This is a genomic window from Streptomyces bathyalis (assembly GCF_015910445.1).
In the GTDB taxonomy this organism is placed as follows: domain Bacteria; phylum Actinomycetota; class Actinomycetes; order Streptomycetales; family Streptomycetaceae; genus Streptomyces; species Streptomyces bathyalis.
In genome coordinates this window covers 3,574,064-3,593,234 of sequence record NZ_CP048882.1, presented here as the reverse complement: position 1 = coordinate 3,593,234, position 19,171 = coordinate 3,574,064, and the positions used below count along the sequence as shown (strand labels likewise).

The window sequence follows — 19,171 nt, the reverse complement described above, 5'->3', positions numbered from 1 at the left end:
GCGGGGCGACGGGACGCGACGAGGCGCGGCAGGGTCGTCGTGCGCCGAACCCGTGCCTTCGTTTCCCGGCGTTCCTGGCGTTCCCGCCTCAGCGCACCTCGTCGGCCGCCGCCATGTCGAATGCCAGGTTGTCCGCCACCAGACGCTGCCGGACGCCGGAACCGGCCGCCAGCACCACCCAGACGGTGACACCCCTCGACGGTTCGGGCTCCGACTGCCGTATTCCGCCCCTGAATTCGTGCCGTTCCTCCCGCACACCCCAATCACGTGCGAGAGCACCGATGATGGCCAGACCGCGGCCGCCTCGTGCACTGACCGAAGGGGTGGAGGGAAGGGGCCGTGTGGGACCACCGCCGTCGGTGACGGAAATCGTCAAGTCACCGTCGCCGCCGTGGTTCCAGCTGGCCCGCACGGAATCGTCCTGGCTCAGCGGCCTCGCATGCCGGCAGGCGTTGCTGAGCAGTTCGGAGAGGACCAGAACCGCGTCGTCGACGACGGATTCCGCAGCTCCGCTGGCGAGCAGGTCGGCGCGCATCCTGCGTCGTGCGGCCCCTACTCCGGCTGGGCCGTGAGGCACGGCCATCGTCGACGAAGCAGGCACGTTCTGTGCCATAACCAACGCCACCCCCGAGACCTCCTTTGCCCCACGCCAATTCGATGAATGCCCACCGAACGTCTGGCGGAAACCGGCCACGCAGGGCTGCTTGACGCATTCCGTGGGATCGAATACAGGAAGAATGACCGGTGCACCGCAGGTAAGAGGCATGGAAAGAGGGCGAATTGGGCCGTGCGGGACCCCCGCCGGATCGCGCGCCGTGTGTCGCACGTAACACCACGACGACAATTCGGTACCTCAGCGCAGTTGTGAGAGCACTTCCTGTGGCCGGTTAGTGATCACGGCGTCCACGCCGAGGCGTACGCACAGCTCGACGTCCTCGGGCTCGTTCACCGTCCACACGTGCACCTCGTTCCCCAGCCGGTGGGCACGCTCCACGTACTCGGGGTGGGCACGCAGGATGCGCAGGCTCGGCCCGGCGATCGCGACACCGGGCGGCAGCCGTCCGTCCCGGTGCCGCGGGAGCAGCAGCTGCATCAGGTAGACGGTCGGGATGTGCGGTGCGACGGACCGTATGCGGTGCAGGGAGCGCGCGGAGAAGCTCATGACGCGGACGGACGGGACGACGTGCCGGTACCTCTCCAGCAGCTGCAGCAGCCGGGTCTCCACCTGACCGGCCCAGCGCGAGGGGTGCTTGGTCTCGATGGCCAGGCCGACCGGCTGCGGGGCGTCGGCCACCAGCTGGAGCAGGCGCTCCAGGGTCAGCACGGACGTACGGTCACTGGCCTCCTGGTCCGGTGACTCGTACGGGTCCTCGTCCTTGCCCTCCTTCTTCCACGAGCCGAAGTCCAGGGCCGCCAGATCGGCGAGCTCCAGGGCGGAGACGGCGCCCTTCCCGTTGGAGGTGCGGTTGACCCTGCGGTCGTGCACGCAGACGAGATGCCCGTCAGCCGTGAGCCGCACATCGCATTCCAGGGCGTCGGCACCGGCCTCGATCGCCTTGCGGTAGGCGGCAAGCGTGTGTTCGGGAGCCGCCTCCGACGCACCCCGGTGCGCGATGACGGCGACCGGGCGCGAGGGGGAGAGCCGAGACCCGGGGCTGATGTCATTGCTCACCGGGTTATCGTGCCACCCGGGCAGGGGCGAACGTCGGGGTCTGCCTCGGGAGGCAACCGGAATGTCCGCATGTAAGGGACGGCTTCCCCGGCTCGGGCGGCGTCTTACGTCCGTCTGACGCACCATGGGAAAGCCTGTGCACACGGATGCCGGAATGTGTGATCGTCCCGGCTTGCGACGGCGTGTAGCTGATGAGGAGATACCTGTGAGCACCGAGAACGAGGGCGCTGCCGCCACGCCGGCGGCGGGGCCTGCACCCACGCCCCCCACGGTGCAGGACAGAGAGGCGCAACAAGCTGCTGCCGGCGCGCCCGAGCCCGAAGCCGCCGACCGTCAGGGGCAGAGCATGAGCAAGTCAGAATCCACTCCGCCTGCACCGTCCGCAACGCCCGAACCGTCAGCGCCCCCGTCAGCCCCCGCGTCCTCCGGCCCGCCCACGCAGCCGCTGGCCGGCTTCGGCGACGCCGGGACGCCCGGCGGCGGGCACGGTCAGGGCGCCCAGCCTCCGGGCGGTCCCTGGGGCGGCGGTACTCCCGGCCATTCCCCGTACGGCGGTACGGGCGCGGGAGACGCCGGCCCGGGCGGGCCCGGCGCCAGCGGACCGCAGTACCCGTGGGGTGCCCCGCCGGCGCCGCCCGGCCCGCCTCCGGGCGGCAAGCGCGTCTCGACGGGTCTCGTCACGGCGATCCTCACGGGCGCGCTCGTGGCCGGTGGCATCGGGGGCGGCATCGGCCAGTGGGTTGCCAACGAGGAGGACGGCTCCTCCACCACGATCACCTCCGGCTCGGACTCCGGGGCGCTCAACCGCTCCCCCAAGTCCGTGGCGGGCATAGCCGGGAAGACCCTCCCGAGCGTCGTGACGATCGAGACCAAGGGCGGCGGCGAGCAAGGCACCGGCACCGGTTTCGTCTTCGACAAGCAGGGCCACATCCTCACCAACAACCACGTGGTGGCCTCGGCCGCCGACGGAGGCGGCCTCTCGGCGACGTTCTCCGACGGCAAGAAGTACGAGGCAGAGGTCATCGGCAAGGCCCAGGGGTACGACGTCGCGGTCATCAAGCTGAAGAACGCCGACGACCGCAAGCTCGCGCCGCTGCCGCTCGGCCAGTCCAACAACGTGAAGGTCGGCGACGCCACGATCGCGATCGGCGCACCCTTCGGCCTCTCCGGCACCGTGACCACGGGCATCGTCAGCGCCAAGAACCGCCCGGTGGCCTCCAGCGACGGTCAGGGCAGCAACGCCTCGTACATGAACGCGCTGCAGACCGACGCCTCCATCAACCCCGGCAACTCCGGCGGCCCCCTGCTGAACGCGCAGGGCGCGGTCATCGGCGTCAACTCTGCGATCCAGTCGGCCGGAGGCGACAGCGGGCTGGGCCAGGGCCAGTCCGGCAGCATCGGCCTGGGCTTCGCCATCCCGGTCAACCAGGCGAAGCGGGTGGCGACGCAGCTCATCAAGACCGGTACGCCCGTCTACCCGGTCATCGGCGCCACCGTCACCATGGACCAGAAGGGCGGCGGCGCGGTCATCTCCGACCGCGGTGAGAACGGCCAGAGCGCGGTCACCAAGGACGGCCCCGCCGACAAGGCAGGCCTGAAGCCCGGCGACGTCATCACCAAGCTCGACGACACGACGATCGACAGCGGGCCCACCCTGATCGGCACGATCTGGACGCACAAGCCGGGCGAGAAGGTCGAGATCACTTACAAGCGGGACGGCAAGGAGTCCACGACCGAGGTGACTCTGGGCTCCCGCAAGGGCGATCAGTAGCGGCACCGGCCATTCGCTAGGCTGGCCCCGCGTCGCGCGCCACGGCGGGCGACGCGGGGAGGTGTGCCCGAGCGGCCGAAGGGAACGGTCTTGAAAACCGTCGAGGCAGCGATGTCTCCGTGGGTTCAAATCCCACCGCCTCCGCGCGCTGGGCAGTGAAAACGGCCCCCGACCAGGGAAGTTGGTCGGGGGCCGTTGTCGTTGTGTACTGCCCGCAGGTGACCGTGGTTCCCCGCTGTTTCCCGCTGCATGGGGCACGCGAGGGGCACGGCACCTTCTGATCCGTAGCTCTGACTAGGTCGAGCAGTTGCCGGTCATTGGGGACAGCGTTGCTGTACCGCCGCCCTCAGTTCCGCATTGCCGTGATCACTGCGGCCACCCCAACAAGGAGGGTGCCAGTACTTGTCATGATCGAAGCCCACACGCTTATGCGGCGCCTGGCCATTCCGCTAGGCTCGTGCGTGGTAGGGGTGTCTGGCAATTCCATGTCGCTCCTTCCTTGGCGCACTAAGAGGTGCGTTCGGCCCCGCCCGGCTCTGGTGAGACATTGCGGGCGGGGCTTCTTTATGGCCACGGAAGGTATCAGTGATCTCTCGGTGAAGAAGTGGCTAGGCGATTGATTTAGCTCCTGCGGACTTCTCCTTACGAGGTTCCATGCCGATTCATTGATCGAAATCAAGAAACGCTCTCACCTGCAGGTTTCTACGGATGGCATATGCGTTGGGCCGGACTCGGTGCTCCTTCGACCGGACTCGGTGCTCCTTCGACCGGACTCGGTGCTCCTTGGGCCGGACTCGGTGCTCCTTGGGCCGGACTCAACCGCCAAAATTGGCGGCCCATATCCACTCATATGACGCGGGCCTCAAATAGCAGGTTGGCTTGATTCATACGGTGTGAAGGTACGGACGGTCGGTGGAGCGGCTTTGAGCTGGAGCTGCTTTGGGGCGAGAGATCAGGGGCTCGTAAGCTCGCCGCGACTCGGGCAGCACCTCGCCTGCCCGCAATAGCCCGAAGTGAGCCCCTGATCTTAGAGCCTCGCCCCAAAGTGGCTGCTTAAAGCCGTGGAGCCGACCGCCCCGGCCACGATGGCGTCTCTTCGTGTGGCTCGTGTCCGCGCGCGGACCGGCGGCCGGGCCGGAGCGGGGCGGAGACAGGAGCGTCGGCCCGGCGGCGAGCCGGGCCGCGCGGCGAGCGGAGCGAGCCCTTGATGAAGTAGGGAAACTCTTACCGCGCCTGGGCCACGGTGTCGGCTAGTCGATTGGGTACTCGGCTGATAGCTCCCTGCCGGGACCAAGGAAGTCCCGCGCGTACTCGGTCGGTTCGCCGTGCTGGTCCCAGTAGAGGTTCGTCATGGTGAGCGAAGGCGTGTCAGTCTCCACTCCGAGGTGTGCCGAGATGTCGTTGGGCGCTGGCAGCATCGCCACGACATCACGTCGCCGGACTGCTCGTCGCCCGGTTCGTTCCTCGATCAGGCCGAACGTCATCTTCGGTAGCGGCTCGACTGCGAGAAGTTCCGGGGCTGCGCTGACTAGCTGACCTGCTAGCCACGAGGTTGAGATAGTGATCACCCCTTGGTCGTCCAGATAGCTCCGGCGTCGTTGGACGACCTCAGCTCCTTCGTCGACTCCCAGTGCCGCTGCCACGTGGTCGGGCGCTGGCACCAGATCGGCGCTGAGGATCTCGGTGCGCTCTCCGGGCCGGAAGCCGCTACCAGTCACCCTCATCATCTGAAGTCGGTCTGACCCCTTGGTCAGTTTGCGGCCGAGATCAACGAAGGTTCCCTGTGACGAGGACCGAACGTAGCCCTCCGTCTGAAGTTGCTTGATCGACTTGGCTGCTGTGGCGGTAGCGACCCCCCACTCTTCGGCGATTTCCGCGATTGACGGAAGCTTGCTGTCCGGGGCTAGGACGCCATCAATGATCTTTTGCCTGTAATGCTCTGTGATCTGCATGAATGGCGGTGCAGAGCGCTGTACTCGTGGTGCCATCTCCCCTCCTAGGGTTCGCGTTCTAGAACACGTACCCGCACTCTATCTCCCGGTACCCCTTGCGTAGCGCGTACTAGTACGCGTATAACTGAACGCAAGCTAGTACACGAAGTCTCTGCGAAGAGGGGTTCAACCATGCGTCAGATTCCTGTTGACACGTCTACTGCTCAGGTCATGGCTGCTGGTGCGGCTGAGTCGAAGGTGAACCGTCAGACCGGTGAGGTTCAGACGGATCGTGAGACCGGCGCGAAGCTCGTCACGGTGAACGTGATGTTCGCGCTGGAGGGCAACGCCCCCGAGATCCTTGCGGTCACGGTTCCGGAGACGGGCATCTCTGGTGAGCTGGCCATGGGTACTCCGGTCGCGCTGACCGGTCTGGTCGCCCGGCCGTGGGAGAACGAGTTCAACGGCCAGAAGCGGCACGGGATCAGCTTCCGCGCTGTGGCGGTCACCTCCCTCGTGGAGACCGGCGCCAAGGGCAAGGCGGCCTGATCATGACCGGCATCGTGATCACAGTCGTGATCGTGGGCGGGCTGGCGCTGCTGCTGAAGTGGCGCCGCCCGGCCTGGTACTGGCTGGCTTTCGGCGCGCTGATCGCCAGCGTGCGCGTGCTGGTCACCTACGGCTCGGTCATGGACGCGTGCAACCTGACGGTCTCGGCATCCCGGTTCCGGATCATGGTGGCCCGCTGGTTCAAGAAGGCCATGCCCCCCTCTCGGGTGCCGCGTATTCGGCGCCTGCGGATCACCCGTACCGGCCTGGTACTCCGCATCCGGATGCGCCCGGGACAGGACGCGTTCGAGTACGCGGCGGCCTCGGACCGGCTGCGGCACTCCTTCGGGATGCGCCAGGTCACCGCACGGGAAGTCCGTTCCGGCACGGTCGAGTTGGCCATGACCGGCTACGACATCCTCAAGCGGGTCCAGATGCCCGCCAAGGTCGATGACGGCCTGCTGAAGGTGGCCGTAGCCATGGCCGATGACGGCTCGGTCGCCTTCCGCGACTACCGCCGCACACCCCACGCGCTGACCCTGGGTGCCACGCAGTCCGGCAAGTCCGTCTACCAGCGCCGCCTGGTGACCGCTCTTGCTCCGCAGCCGGTCGCGCTGGTGGGCATCGACTGCAAGCAGGGCGTGGAACTGGCCCCGCTCGCTCGCCGGTTGTCTGCTCTGGCCACCACGCCCGAGGAAGCCCTGGGACTGCTGGAAGCACTGGTCGAGCGGATGGAGGGCATCTACCAGGTCATCCGGCGCGAGCAGCGCATCAGCGCGGACATCCCGGATGCGGAGATCACCGCCGACATCTGGGGACTGCCCGAGAAGATCCGCCCCGTCCCGGTCGTGCTGACCATCGATGAGGTCGCAGAGCTGGCCCTGGTCGCCACGCGGGCAGAGGAGAAGCGCCGCAACCGCATCGTCACCGCCCTGGTGCGGCTGGCACAGCTCGGCCGTGCCGCTGGTATCTACCTCGACATCTACGGTCAGCGCTTCGGCTCCGAACTGGGTGACGGCATCACGATGCTGCGGGCTCAGCTCTCCGGCCGCACCGCGCACCGGGTCAATGACGAGTCCTCGGCCAAGATGGCCTTCGGCGACATCAACCCCGATGCGGTCTTCGCCGCGATCCAGATCGCCACCGGCCAGCCTGGTACCGCGATCACCGCCGACGCCACCGGTAGCTGGTCGCGTATCCGTACGCCGCACACCACGCTCCGCCAGGCGGTCAACGCCTGCAACCGGCACGCGCACCTGACCCCGCACCTGCCCGAGTTGGCCGACTTCCGCCCGGCCCTTGATCTGGCACCCGGCAAGGCTGCACCCGCGATCGAGTCGGTCACCGAAGCAGCCTGACCACCAACCCACCACGGTCCGGCGCACCGCCAACGCGCCACGTCCCTACCCGACCCATGCCAGAAACCGGAGGTCAACCCCATGTGCCAGTGCCAGACCTGCGACCACAACCGCACCCTCTACCTGCTCCTCGACGCATCCCACTACCTCGAACTCCCGGGCGCGGACACCGAGTTCGCCGACACCGTCGGACTGGCCCTTGCCGCCTCCCTCGACGGCCCGGCCGCTCCCCCCGATCCCGGTCAGGAGTGATCACCGTGCCCGCCACCCGCAAGCCCAAGGCACCGCAGAAGTGCGCGACGTGCAAGGGCTCCGGCGAGGTCTCCAAGACCGTCCGCGTCGGCCGCAAACGCCGCACCGTGGGCCAGCAAACCGGCCTGTGCCTGACCTGCTTCGGCTCCGGCGAAGCCACCTGACCACCTGCGGCCGGGCGGCACACCCGATCGTCAACTGCCGCCCGGCTCCTGACTCCTTGGAAGGAGGAACCGCTATGCGCTCGATCCGCCTGGATGCCGTCCTTGTACAGGCCGTGATCGCCGGTGCCCTGTCCTTCGCGCACCTGCACGACATCGCTGCCGCTGCCGGACAAGACGGCTGGAAAGCCTGGGCCTACCCCATCAGCGTCGACCTGCTGCTGGTGGCTGCCTGGCGTCGCATCCGCACCCTGAAGGCTGCTGAGGCTCCGGCTGCGGTCGCCTGGTGCTGGTTCACCATCGCCCTGGTCGCCTCGCTCGGTGCGAACGTCGCGACGGCCGGACTCCTCGACTTGCAGGACGTTCCTTCCTGGCTGCGCATCCTCGTCGCCGGATGGCCTGCCCTGGCCTTCTTCGGCGGCACCCTGCTGGCCCACACCACACCGCCCGAGGCTGAGCCGTCCGCCGACCCTGCCCCGGCCCGGACTCCGGTCGAGGAAATTGCGGAGCCAGCCCCCGCCGTCTCCGTCGAGCGACCCGAACACCCGGACCCTGCACCGCAGATCGAGCCCACACCGGCCCCGGCTCCGAAGTCGGTTGAGGTTCAGCCCGCCAATCCGCCGGCGCCTTCGACTGCTCCGCCTGTGCCCCCGGCCCTGGTCGAGCACGCCCGGAAGCTCGCCGACTCCCACCGCGCACAGACCGGCGAGCCCATCGGCACCGACACCCTCCGCGCTCGCCTCGGCGTCCCGTCCCCGCTGGCAGACGCGATCGCCGCCCAACTCACCTGAACAGGAAAGGAGAACACCTCATGCCCGTGCCCTTCGTCTTCCGCCTCCGGGACCGCTTCGGCCCCGTCCAGGTCGGCAACGTCTGGGGCGACAGCGGAGTGACCGGCTACATCGCCGTCTGCGAAGCCGACCGATGCGGCTGGTCCTCGGAGTACTCCTCCTACGCCGCCGCCTGCATCGCCGCACGCAACCACCGCTGCCGCATCCCTCAGCACTGAGAAAGGAAACCGCCATGTCCGTACCGCTCTGGCTCGCCATCGCCGTCGTCGCCGTCCTCGGCATCAAGCTCACCAACGTCCCGACCTGGCTCGTCGTCGTGCTGCTGATCGCCGGGTTCCTCATCGCCAACAGCCCCCTCGGCCCCGCCCTCGACACCCTCAACTAGCCGAAAGGACACCGACCATGCTGCACCCGAAGATTCCCACCAACCCCGTGCCCACCGGCACACGACGGCCAACCGTCCACACACCCACGGCCATCCACACCCACCAGACCCCGCCTCCGGCACCCGCCCCCGCACCGGCTCCGACTCAGGTCCCGGCTCCGGCTCGGCTCACACCCGGATCGCTGGCGGCGCTCGTGGCCGGTGGCACCGGGGTCGTACTCGTCGTCGGCGCGGTTGCCGTCTCACTGCTCCTCGCCGTCGCCATCACAGCAGCCTCGGTCGCTGTGTGCGCCGTGGTGCTCCGCTCGCTCCTCAACGGCCAGCACCGCGAGTACTGACCGGACCTCCAGGCAGCCACAAAGCCGCCAAGCAACGCCGCTGCCCGGACGATCCAGCCCCTTCCCGAATCCGCAGATCAGAAGGAGACCCCATCATGGCCCAGCCCACCCCTGCCCGCACACGCCGCTGCCCGGACTGCGACGGCTTCGCGGTCGTCGCGATCGACACCGGCATCCGCCACGCAGACGGCAGCCGCGCCACCCTCCGCGTCACCTGCCAGCCCTGCAAGGGCACCGGCACAGTGCCCCTCCCCACACGCCGTGTCGTCTCGGTGGGGCGGTGACCGCCATGGCTGACCTGACCCCGACCCCGGAACAGCCGGGCCTGCACGTCTCCAAACCCAGCAGGTACAGCACTGCCAGTGGTGAGTACGCCTGCGGCGGCTGCGGTGAGACCGGCTCCACCCGTGGTGACGACAACGTCCGCGCGATGGTCGCCCACTACGAGGACCACAAGAAGACCTGCGGAGGTCGCCAGTGACCGATACCGCGACCTTCGCGGGCCTGGATCCGATCACCCTTGGCGACGCGCTGAGGGTGGCCGGGTCCCCGGACTTCGCCCGCTGGGAAGACCAGATCCGCCGTACCGGCGGCTGCTCCAACCCCATCCACCTGACCGGCTGGACCGTCACCAAGGACAAGACCACCGGCGAGACCCTGCACCGCTACAGCACGGAGAACGAGCCAGGAGGACGGCTCCGGGTAGCCTGCGGCAACCGCCGCGCCTCCCGCTGCCCGGCCTGCGCCCGTACCTACTCCGCCGACACCTACCACCTCATCCGCGCCGGACTGGCCGGAGATGACCGCCGCGACATCCCCGCCACCGTGCGGGATCACCCCCGCGTCTTCGCCACCCTCACCGCACCGAGCTTCGGTCCGGTGCACAACCGGCCCGGCAACCGGCCCTGCCGATGCGGCACACGGCATGCCGAAGACGCCCCGGAGTTGGGCACGCCGCTCGATCCCGAGACGTACGACTACGCGGGCGCGGTGCTGTTCAACAACCATGCCGGGCAGCTCTGGCAGCGCTTCACCAACCGCCTGCGTCGCGAGCTCGCCTCCCGCGCCGGTATCACTCAGACCCTGCTCAAGGAGACGGCCCGGATCTCCTACGGCAAGGTCGCAGAGTTCCAGAAGCGTGGCGCGATCCACTTCCACGTCATCGCCCGCATCGACGGACCGGACGGGCCCGGGACCCCTCCGCCGCACTGGGCCAGCCCCACGCTGCTCGAAGACGCCATCCGCGCCGCCGCCCGGCACTCCTACACCACGATCACGGTCCCTGCGGAAGGCGACGAACCTTCCCGCTCACTGCGTTGGGGCGATCAACTCGACGTCCGCCCGGTCAAAGCCTTCGGGGACGGCTCCGAGCTCACTGAACAGGCCGTGGCTTCCTACGTCGCCAAGTACGCCACCAAGGCAGCCGAGAACACCGGCACCTTGGATCGCCGCGTCGGCGAGCTCTCCGAACTGGATCGGCACGAAGTGCCCGAGCACACCCGGCGGCTCATCCGGGCCTGCAAGGAACTCGATCCCCTCTACCCGGACCGGCGGCTGTGGGCCTGGGCTCACATGCTCGGCTTCCGAGGTCACTTCTCCAGCAAGTCCCGCCGCTACAGCACCACGTTGGGAGCGCTCCGGCAGGCACGCGCGGACTACCGCGCTGCCGAACAGGCCGAAGTCCTCGGCCTGGACGACATCGAGCCGGACACCGTGCTCGTCCTCGCCGACTGGACCTACGCCGGACATGGCCACAGCCCTGGGGAATCCGCCCTCGCCGCCACCATCGCCCGCGATCTCCAGCTCAACCGCGACACCGCACGAGAAGCGCTAGCCGATCAACTCGAAGGGGAGTGGTGACCATGGATCGACTGCTGACCGTTCAACAGGCCGCTGACGTGCTCGGCACGACCGTGCGCTTCCCTCGTCGGCTCATAGAGGAGCGCCGGATCACCTTCGTAAAGGTCGGCCGCCACGTCCGCATCCCGCAGAGCGCTGTTGACGAGTACATCGCTGAACACACCGTCCAGCCGGTGACGCTCCGGCCCGCTGCTTTCGGGAGGGCTGCCTGATGCCTCGTAAGCGAAAGTCGCGTCGCAACTTCGGGCGGATTCGCAAGCTGCCCTCCGGCCGGTACCAGGCGCGTTACCCGGGACCTGACGGCATCCTGCGTCCGGCCGATCGAACGTTCGCCACCACGACGGACGCTGACCGGTGGCTGAACAAGAAGCGCATTGAGATCGAAGAAGGGCGCTGGCTGGACCCCGCCGAAGGGCAGACGACCGTACGGGACTGGGCGGCTCGCTGGCTGGCGGCTGTCTCCCCGCAGCTCAAGCACAAGACACAGGCGTCGTATCGATCACTGATCAACTCGCAGATCAACCCAGCTCTCGGTGACCGTGAGCTGTCGAGCCTGCGGCCGATCACGATCACTGAATGGGTCGCAACGATGCGCACCAAGGGACTCAGCCCTTCGCGCATCCGCCAGGCATACCGGGTACTGGCGCAGATCACCGCGTCGGCCGTCGACAACGACCTGATCGCACAGACGCCCTGCCGAGGTGTACGACTTCCGCGCATGCCCCAGACCGAGCCGCACATCCTCACGCCGCTCGAAGCCTCGCGCATCGTCCGGAACGCCGCGAAGCCACATGATCTGCTGATCGCCCTTCTCGCGTTCGCGGGCCTGCGTGTCGGCGAGGCGTTCGCTCTCCGGCGAGCTGATGTCGACGTGCCCGGTTGCGGCCTCCTGGTGGATGAGAACCTGGCAGAGGCGAACGGTGCCTTGGTCTTCGACACCCCCAAGTCACACCAGAAGCGGCGGCTGCGTCTGGCGCCCTCGTTGGTGAAGCGAATCGGTGTCTACCTCGAAGCTCTGCCCGGCGGTGACGACACCTTGTTGTTCACCACCTCGACGGGCCTGCCGCTTCGGTACAACCAGTGGCGCAAGGCGTTCTTTGACCCCGCAGTGACGGCGGCTGGGCTGTCGGACGTGACCCCGCATGATCTCCGGGCATCGCATGGCACATGGGTAGCCGATCGGCACGGCGTCATGACCGCCGCGCATCGGCTCGGACACTCCAACGCCAGTGTGACGACTCGGCACTACGCCCGACCGGTCGCCGGTCGTGATGAGCAGGTAGCCGAAGCGTCGGACGCTTGGTTCAGCGGGCACGACAACCCCCAAGGGGCACGCAGGGGGCACGACGATGACGACGACGGCACGGCAGGAGTGCCAGCGCGCGTCTGACCTGCACCGGAGCGCGTAGCCGTCCCGATCGGCGAAAGGTCTTGAAAACCGTCGTGAGGTGATCCCTCACCGTGGGTTCGAATCCCACCGCCTCCGCCAGGTGACAAACGCGCACGTCAGAAGGGGCGCCCGGAGAACCGGGCGCCCCTTCGTGTCTCACTTCGTCTCACTGTTTTCCACTGCGGATCAGTCTCTACGGACAGGCCACGGACAGAAGCTCGAGACCTACGAGGACGACGGCGCGAACCCACAGCAGGCCATGCTCAAGACGCTGGACAAGGCCTTCGACCTGTACCGGCACGAACTCGCTGGCGAAGTACGGGCAGTGACGGACCTGCCCCCAGAGCAACCGAGATCCCGAACGCCTTGCGCCTGACGTCCGGCGCAAGATCGCGGAGGCCAGGAAGTCGTGAAGCAGGAGGGAGTACGTGCAGGGGTCGATTACGACTGATCACGCGCGATCCGGAGAAGATCCAAAAGTACTGGCTCACGTTACGAACCATCACCGGGCCCCGATCCGAGATGTGGTCGCGGTGTTCGGTCGAGCGAAACTGGCGACGAGGGTGCACGTGACACCCCCCCGGCCGTCGTGGAGGGATGGAAGCTGCCCCTCCTGAGCGGCGGAAAGGACTGCACGTTCGTCTCACCTCCCATGCCTGTGGATTGGGTAGCACCGAACGCCTCCGCGTGATCTTCACTGATGACGGGGGCGTGCGTTGGCGGCTCGACGAACACGAGCACTTGCGGGAAGCCGACGATGAGGACCTGGTGGTCGATGAGCTCTTCACCCCACAAACCCCGGACTCCCGCGAAGAGGGATCGCCGTGAAGCCCGAAGCTGTGCTCGCCGTCATCGCCGGTGCGCTCGGTTTCGTCGTCGCGGTCATTGCACTCACCGCCCTGACGCGCCAGAGAAAGGAAGCACAGCAGCCTTCCACGGTGGCCGACGTCACGCGCATCCGCGAACTGCTGTTTGCCGTTGACCGGCGGGCACAGTGGGTCGCGTGGCTGACGTTGGTCAACGCGGTAGTCACTCTCGTCGCGGCTTGGCTCGCGTTTTCGTCGAGCGGCGGTTGACCGACGACTGAAGCGAACTGAGCTAAGGGTGAATTGTGATCGGATGCGAGTTACCTCCGCCTGAGTACGGCTTCAGTAGAGGTGGCAGGTGGAACGCGCTGCGGCATCACCCCGTGACGTCAGACGGAACACTTGTGTCACCTGGTGACGTCAGGCGGGACGGAGCCTTGATCTGCCCACACCGCCGTGTAAGGGCCGCATAGGATGTGATCCATCATCACTCTCCGTCAGTCAACGACTCGTCGGTAAGGCGCCGGCGCCTTTGGCCCTTTACAGGGGCGGAGGATGACTGACCCTCATGCAGAGGGTCGGGAAGGGTGATGTTGATGGTCGATAAGGACAGTGAGGAGCCGAACGAGCGCTGGTCCGACCCTGCTTGGTGGCAGGTCGGCGTCGGACTCGGGCTCCTCGTGGCCACGATCATGGGGTTGTGGGTCTGACGGCTCGCAGGTAGCACGACGCGGAAGGACCGGCTGGTGCCCGGGTTTGCTGAACATGCAGCGAGCCCGGCTATGAGGAATCTAGCCGGGCTCGCTGGTTGCTAGGGCTCGCCTCGTCTCACCGAGGCGAGCCCTCCCTGCAACGTCGTGGTTGCCGCTGTGAGCAGCAACGCACAGCAACCCCGCATGGCAATGTGGGAATGCTCGACTTTGAAAGTCTAGCTTTGTTCACTACAAAAACCCGCTGTCCGCGAACCTTGACAGTGGTGTTATCGCGAAACTCATCCGAGAACTCGTTCGTGCGACATCAGTTCATGTGCAGACAGCTCGTCACCCACCACTCGGGCTGATGTGGCGACTTGGGTAGGTTCAGCCTCGGTTGTAGTAGCCGTTGCGGCGTCAGTTTCCGTCTGGCTGCGGAGCCGACCCGGCACAGCATGGACCGTGCAAACGGACGGCAAGAACGGCCGGCACTCCGTTGTTGAACCTCACTCGGGCATGGATCAGCCGAGAACCTTGCTGTCGTGGTCACATGGCGCGGCCGGCTCGGCGGCGCCGCACAGGCTGGACGTGGGGCCGCAGGAGCGTACGACCGCCATTCCGTTCCGGGGTCCGCTCCGCCGCGTGGCCACCTTCCAATGCGGAGGCCGCCCGCACCAGCCGTTCCTCACACGGCACCCACGAGCGATCTTCACGTCCCCCTATTGGCCTGCCACTCCGGCCCGCCGGCGCGTCACACAGCCGCGCCCCGCCACCCTGCTAGGTGCGACAGGGGCGCACACGCATCCAGCGGGTCAACCCTTCGCCGGCACCTTCCACTCCGCGGCATCCGCGCCCTCCGGCTCGTACACCACACGATCCGGCCGCTCACCCTTCGGCACCGGGAACATGATGCCGCCGCGCGCACAGTCACCCGGCTTCACCGTCGCATCCATCGGGAACTCGGGCCGCGGGAAGTCGCCGCCGCTGTTGCCCGTCACTTCGATACGCGTCCCGTCGTCGTACGCCACGTGCCACGGGAACTGGGACACGTTCACGTCGCCCTTCGTGACGCACATCTTCACCATCAGCCGACCCCACTCCTCGCCGGGCTGGTCGGGCGGGTAGACGCCGCTGATGGGCTGCTTGTAGCTGATGGCAGTGATGCTTCCGGCGAGGTCTCCGAACTCGGGGTCCTCGTCGTTCTTCCAGCGCCATGTAACGCCGAGCTTCGTCGGCTGCTGCGGCTTGCTGGCGGTGGGGCTCGGTTTGTCCTCGGCGGCGGCACGGGGCTTCGCCTGTTCGGGGTCAGCGCTGCTGCTGCCGTTGCTCGAGCAGCCGGCGGTGAGCAGCAGGGTGGCGAGTGCGGTGGTGGCGGTGCGGTAGCGCATGGTCTCCCCCTCGGGGCCTGGTTGGGGGGTGGTGGATGTGGACTACGCGGGCCCCGCGCGGACGGATGCCGAGCGGGGCCGTGCCCGGGCGCGGAATCAGCTATCGGTCAGCGGGGGACGTGGTGCCCGGGTAGTACGTGTGAGTGTCAGCCTGCGCCGGGTGCTCATTGAACAGGGCGCTGTCTAGGTCACTGCGTGCTGTGTCGATGGCGTCGAGCGCCGTGTGCAGCTTGCGTCCGGGCCTACCCCTGTCGCCGGCCCGCGGGTAGGCGTTAGCCACGTCAACCGCAAGCTTGATCAACTGTTCGCGGATGTCGTGCAACTGCTTCCCGATGCCAGTGTGCTGCTCGTGGGTGAGCCCGGGTTTGACCATGTGTCCTCCGATGCGGTGTTGACGAACTTCAAGACGAACAAGGGGAGTTGCCGGTTGTACCCGGAAGGTCACGACTCGGCGTCAGGTCAGCAGGGTGCGTCGGCGCGGTCGCCGTGGCAGTGGCGGCGGGCCCGCGATCCCCGCGGTGGGCACGGGTTGATCCATCCCGTGTCGGGGTTGGGTTCGTGCCGAACTTGACTCCAGCCCGCGGGGCCGCGCGTGGTTACGCTTTGTGCGGAGGGGATGCCGCATGGATGCTGTGACGACTGCTGGCTTACGGCTTGGATCGGCCGTCGTCGGGCCGTTGATCAAGAAGTTGTTCAGGGCCGAGGAGGCGGGCGCGGGTCTGATTGATCAGCCGGTTCGGATCGCCTCTCTGGTTTCGATCGGGGGCGAGAAACGCTCCATGAACTGGCGGGACTTGGAGAAGCTCGCCGAGGAGCTGGTGGATCGTGCAGTAGGCGCACACGGGCCACATGATCTCCCCGAGGAGTACGACGGAATCGTGCTGGCGCTGGCCGAGACTCTGTCGACGCTCGGGCAAGTTGATATGGACGACGTGCAGGCCGTTCGGCTGGGCCATGATGGACTGGCTGAAGCCCTGCGCCGAAACGAGCAGAGGCTAATATCCCGATTTGCGTTGTCGCGGGACGCGGAGCTGCTGTACGACCGGCTGCTGCGGCTGGCCTGTCTGCACATCATCGACTTCTTCACGAAGCGTTCCACCTTCGTTGCCCGCACCTTGGTCGAGCAAAGTCGACAGACCGAACGCCTCGTTAGAACCCTGGACTTGATCGTCGAGCGGCTGCCGGCCCCACACTCCGAGGACGCCAAATTTGAGGAGCGATATCGTCGATACCTCGTCCAACGGCATGGCCGACTCACGATCTTTGGCATCGACGTCGATGACGAGTGGCCCCTGGACGACGCCTACCTGAGCCTTGAGGCCAACGACAGCGAAACTCGCCCGTTGAGCGCCGCGCTAGAGGGCGATCACGGGTACGAGCATAGACTGCCACGGCGTGCTGAGCAGGCGCTGGCCGGCCTGGAGCGAGTGTTGTTGCGTGGTGTCGCCGGATCAGGGAAAACCACTTTGGTGCAGTGGCTCGCCGTCACCGCTGCCGAAAATCGCCTCAGCGGGAGCCTCGCCCATCTCATGGGACGCGTCCCATTCGTACTCCCGTTGCGCACCCTCACGCGCGCGGGGAGTGAGCTTCCCCCGCCGCGGGATTTCCTCAGCTCAGTGGGCTGTCCTCACACACCGCCAACTGGCTGGGCTGAGCGGGCACTGTCCGCAGGCCGTGGGCTGCTTCTGGTCGACGGAATCGATGAAGTCCCAGAGCCACAACGGGACGGCACTCGCCGATGGTTGCGAGAACTTGTCGAGGAGTTCCCTGGAAACGTCTGCATTGTCACAGGTCGGCCCTCAGCTGTCCGTGAGGGCTGGCTGTCCGATGACGAGTTCCACGAGTTGTCACTCGCACCAATGAGTCGTGAGGACGTTGGTGCCTTCATCGAGCGCTGGCATCACGCAGCAAAGATGGAGGAGGCCCGGGCCGAGGCCCTGCTGACTGCTGTGCGTAGTCGTCAGGATCTCAGCCGGCTCGCTACCAACCCTTTGATGTGTGGCCTGCTCTGCGCGCTGCATCGCACCAGTCATGGTTATCTGCCGCGGGGGCGTGAGGAGTTGTATGAGGCCGCCCTGCGGATGCTGCTGGAGCGACGCGACCGGCAACGGAGCATCGAGCACGAACTGCGGATGGACGCCAGGTCTCAGACCATGCTCCTGGAGAGGCTGGCGTACTGGCTAATCCGCAACGGCCACTCCCAGATGGAGCGTGCCGACGTCGTTGACTTGATCGACCAAGCATTGCCCACCATGCATCGCGATGCAGTACGCGGGTCTGCTGAGGATGTCTATCGACACCTGCTCGACCGTTCCGGGCTGCTGCGAGAACCGGCCGAGGGCGTTGTCGATTTTGTCCACCGTACCTTTCAGGACTACCTCGCCGCCCGGGCGGCCATCGAGAACCGTGACTTCCCCCTGCTGGTGCGGAACGCGCATTTGGACCAATGGGAGGACGTCGTGCGGATGGCCGTGGCGCACGGTCGACCTGAAGAACGGAAACGCCTGCTGAAGCAGCTGATCAAGCGCGGCGACACGGTGCGCAAGCACCGCGTCCGCCTGCATCTGCTCGCCATGGCCTGCCTGGAACACGCCACCCAACTCGACCCAGATATACGGAGGGAGGTGGAGCAGCGGGCTGCCGCACTGATACCCCCCAGAACCTCTGGTGAGGCCGAGTCGCTGGCTGGCGTCGGGCAGGTGGTGTTGCAAGTCTTGCCTGCCCCAGAGGGGCTCACTGATGACGAGGCCGAAGCGGTAGTTTTCGTGGCCACTGAGGTAGCCACAGACGCGGCGCTGCCAAAACTCGCTGAATTCCGCGACCATCCTTCCTACCAAGTAAGACAAGCGCTCTTGAGGAACTGGGATGCCTTCGACCCCGAACGGTTCAACGCGGAAATTCTCTCAGGTCTACCACTCGACGGTAAGCCGCACCTCTGGGTAGCTAATCGGGCTGAATTAGCCGCTCTTCGCAACTTTCTCGATTATCCCTACTTGGCGTTGTTCAGTGACTTCTCGGAAGAGGAGATCTCCGAAGCTCTTGAAGGTAGGCGGCCGAGGGAACTGTCCCTAGGCAGCGAACGGCTCACCGATCTGAACTTCCTCGGGTGCGTCCACTCCTTGGAGCGCCTTTCCTTGGTGGACGGGGAGACAATCACGGATCTCACCCCACTGGCGAATCTCCCCCTGAAGAATCTACTACTGCGTAAGATGTCACGGTTGCAAGACTTCCGTTGTTTGAACTCTCTTTCTGGCCTTCACTCGCTTGAATTGATGGACGGGGTGCCCTGTCTTGACCTCCGTACTCTGCCGACCCAAGCGCCCCTCACCTTTCTTGGTATCCCGTCGACAGTCACCGACCTAACGCAGATCGGGGCTTGGCAAGAACTAGAGGCACTGAGTATCCACCCCTCGGATCTTCTCCCCTCTTCAGAGGGTGCAGTGCCCAACTCAGACAGTCTCGCAGCCGTCGCCGAACTGCCTGTACTGAACCGCTTGGGAGTAGCTCCGCCGGTGCTTCAAGCGTTCCGCGAGAGCCGCATTAACCTCTCCGGAGTCACGCATCTGAACGTCTTCAACATCGAAGAGGAGCAGGATATCCGGGGCCTCGCCCCTGTATTTCCGGAGCTCCGGGAATTGGTCCTGTCGAGAGCCGGCCCGACGTGGACCGAGGTGGACACAGGGCAATTGAGCGAATTTGGGAACCTGAGCGCAGTGCGGGCTAACGGCTGGGTGCGCCTCGCGAACCCAGATCGCCTGCCGCAGGTCAACGTTTCCCAGCGGTTGGATTCCCGTTACTAGCAGAGCGTCATGAAGCCCTGTCCTGGT

At 66.5% G+C, this 19,171-nt stretch carries 21 protein-coding genes and 1 tRNA gene; 18 read left to right on the top strand and 4 right to left on the bottom strand.

The features are described 5' to 3' along the window. Window positions 1-88: 88 nt before the first annotated feature. Window positions 89-613, bottom strand: coding sequence for an ATP-binding protein (locus G4Z16_RS15640; protein ID WP_197354622.1), 525 nt, complete (start codon window positions 611-613; stop codon window positions 89-91). 240 nt (window positions 614-853) lie between these two features. Continuing rightward, window positions 854-1,672 (bottom strand): glycerophosphodiester phosphodiesterase, encoded by an 819-nt coding sequence (locus G4Z16_RS15635; RefSeq protein WP_246530876.1) that lies wholly within the window; start codon window positions 1,670-1,672, stop codon window positions 854-856. Between the two features lie 205 nt (window positions 1,673-1,877). Between G4Z16_RS15635 and G4Z16_RS15630 the strand changes: the two genes are divergently transcribed. Both G4Z16_RS15630 and G4Z16_RS15625 read left to right on the top strand, forming a co-directional pair. Beyond that, window positions 1,878-3,443, top strand: coding sequence for a S1C family serine protease (locus G4Z16_RS15630; protein ID WP_246530875.1), 1,566 nt, complete (start codon window positions 1,878-1,880; stop codon window positions 3,441-3,443). 57 nt (window positions 3,444-3,500) lie between these two features. Next, window positions 3,501-3,587: transfer RNA gene (locus G4Z16_RS15625), tRNA-Ser, on the top strand. 1,106 nt (window positions 3,588-4,693) lie between these two features. Here the strand turns inward: G4Z16_RS15625 and G4Z16_RS15620 are convergent. Further along, the gene (locus G4Z16_RS15620) at window positions 4,694-5,395 is read right to left on the bottom strand and encodes a GntR family transcriptional regulator (protein WP_246530874.1); all 702 of its coding nucleotides are present in this window, start codon (window positions 5,393-5,395) and stop codon (window positions 4,694-4,696) included. Between the two features lie 171 nt (window positions 5,396-5,566). Between G4Z16_RS15620 and G4Z16_RS15615 the strand changes: the two genes are divergently transcribed. The 15 genes from G4Z16_RS15615 (at window position 5,567) to G4Z16_RS15545 (ending at window position 13,534) form a co-directional block, all read left to right on the top strand. Further along, the gene (locus G4Z16_RS15615; protein ID WP_197351388.1) at window positions 5,567-5,923 is read left to right on the top strand and encodes an SCO3933 family regulatory protein; all 357 of its coding nucleotides are present in this window, start codon (window positions 5,567-5,569) and stop codon (window positions 5,921-5,923) included. 2 nt (window positions 5,924-5,925) lie between these two features. Next, window positions 5,926-7,281, top strand: coding sequence for an FtsK/SpoIIIE domain-containing protein (locus G4Z16_RS15610; protein WP_197351387.1), 1,356 nt, complete (start codon window positions 5,926-5,928; stop codon window positions 7,279-7,281). An 81-nt stretch (window positions 7,282-7,362) separates the two neighbouring features. After that, window positions 7,363-7,533 carry a hypothetical protein gene (locus G4Z16_RS15605; RefSeq protein WP_197351386.1) on the top strand — a complete coding sequence of 57 codons (171 nt, stop codon included), beginning with the start codon at window positions 7,363-7,365 and terminating at the stop codon, window positions 7,531-7,533. A 5-nt stretch (window positions 7,534-7,538) separates the two neighbouring features. Then, the gene (locus G4Z16_RS15600) at window positions 7,539-7,697 is read left to right on the top strand and encodes a hypothetical protein (protein WP_197351385.1); all 159 of its coding nucleotides are present in this window, start codon (window positions 7,539-7,541) and stop codon (window positions 7,695-7,697) included. 74 nt (window positions 7,698-7,771) lie between these two features. After that, on the top strand, window positions 7,772-8,485 hold the full coding sequence (locus tag G4Z16_RS15595; protein ID WP_197351384.1) for a DUF2637 domain-containing protein: 714 nt from the start codon (window positions 7,772-7,774) through the stop codon (window positions 8,483-8,485). A gap of 20 nt (window positions 8,486-8,505) precedes the next feature. Beyond that, window positions 8,506-8,703, top strand: a complete 198-nt coding sequence (locus G4Z16_RS15590; RefSeq protein WP_197351383.1) for a mobile element transfer protein — start codon at window positions 8,506-8,508, stop codon at window positions 8,701-8,703. Window positions 8,704-8,717: 14 nt separating this feature from the next. Further along, complete coding sequence (locus G4Z16_RS15585) at window positions 8,718-8,870, top strand: hypothetical protein (protein ID WP_197351382.1); 153 nt, start codon at window positions 8,718-8,720, stop codon at window positions 8,868-8,870. 17 nt (window positions 8,871-8,887) lie between these two features. Next, window positions 8,888-9,208 carry a SpdD-like protein gene (locus tag G4Z16_RS15580; protein WP_197351381.1) on the top strand — a complete coding sequence of 107 codons (321 nt, stop codon included), beginning with the start codon at window positions 8,888-8,890 and terminating at the stop codon, window positions 9,206-9,208. Window positions 9,209-9,303: 95 nt separating this feature from the next. Beyond that, window positions 9,304-9,492 carry a hypothetical protein gene (locus tag G4Z16_RS15575; RefSeq protein WP_197351380.1) on the top strand — a complete coding sequence of 63 codons (189 nt, stop codon included), beginning with the start codon at window positions 9,304-9,306 and terminating at the stop codon, window positions 9,490-9,492. 5 nt (window positions 9,493-9,497) lie between these two features. Continuing rightward, window positions 9,498-9,689 (top strand): hypothetical protein, encoded by a 192-nt coding sequence (locus G4Z16_RS15570; protein ID WP_197351379.1) that lies wholly within the window; start codon window positions 9,498-9,500, stop codon window positions 9,687-9,689. After that, window positions 9,686-11,068 carry a replication initiator protein RepSA gene (gene repSA / locus G4Z16_RS15565; protein WP_197351378.1) on the top strand — a complete coding sequence of 461 codons (1,383 nt, stop codon included), beginning with the start codon at window positions 9,686-9,688 and terminating at the stop codon, window positions 11,066-11,068. The genes G4Z16_RS15570 and repSA overlap by 4 nt, the downstream gene beginning before the upstream one ends. A 2-nt stretch (window positions 11,069-11,070) precedes the next feature. Further along, window positions 11,071-11,280 carry a helix-turn-helix domain-containing protein gene (locus G4Z16_RS15560; RefSeq protein WP_197351377.1) on the top strand — a complete coding sequence of 70 codons (210 nt, stop codon included), beginning with the start codon at window positions 11,071-11,073 and terminating at the stop codon, window positions 11,278-11,280. Continuing rightward, window positions 11,280-12,458 carry a tyrosine-type recombinase/integrase gene (locus tag G4Z16_RS15555; protein ID WP_197351376.1) on the top strand — a complete coding sequence of 393 codons (1,179 nt, stop codon included), beginning with the start codon at window positions 11,280-11,282 and terminating at the stop codon, window positions 12,456-12,458. The genes G4Z16_RS15560 and G4Z16_RS15555 overlap by 1 nt, the downstream gene beginning before the upstream one ends. Window positions 12,459-13,145: 687 nt before the next feature. After that, window positions 13,146-13,286, top strand: coding sequence for a hypothetical protein (locus tag G4Z16_RS15550; protein ID WP_197351375.1), 141 nt, complete (start codon window positions 13,146-13,148; stop codon window positions 13,284-13,286). Then, on the top strand, window positions 13,283-13,534 hold the full coding sequence (locus G4Z16_RS15545; protein WP_197351374.1) for a hypothetical protein: 252 nt from the start codon (window positions 13,283-13,285) through the stop codon (window positions 13,532-13,534). Before G4Z16_RS15550 ends, G4Z16_RS15545 begins: the two co-directional genes overlap by 4 nt. A gap of 1,234 nt (window positions 13,535-14,768) precedes the next feature. On the opposite strand, the gene G4Z16_RS15540 is transcribed toward G4Z16_RS15545, so the two are convergent. Next, entirely contained in the window at window positions 14,769-15,344 is a 576-nt protein-coding gene (locus G4Z16_RS15540; RefSeq protein WP_197351373.1) for a DUF4352 domain-containing protein, read from the bottom strand. Between the two features lie 623 nt (window positions 15,345-15,967). On the opposite strand from G4Z16_RS15540, the gene G4Z16_RS15535 reads away from it, so the two are divergent. Continuing rightward, window positions 15,968-19,144, top strand: coding sequence for an NACHT domain-containing protein (locus G4Z16_RS15535; RefSeq protein WP_197351372.1), 3,177 nt, complete (start codon window positions 15,968-15,970; stop codon window positions 19,142-19,144). Window positions 19,145-19,171: the final 27 nt, after the last annotated feature.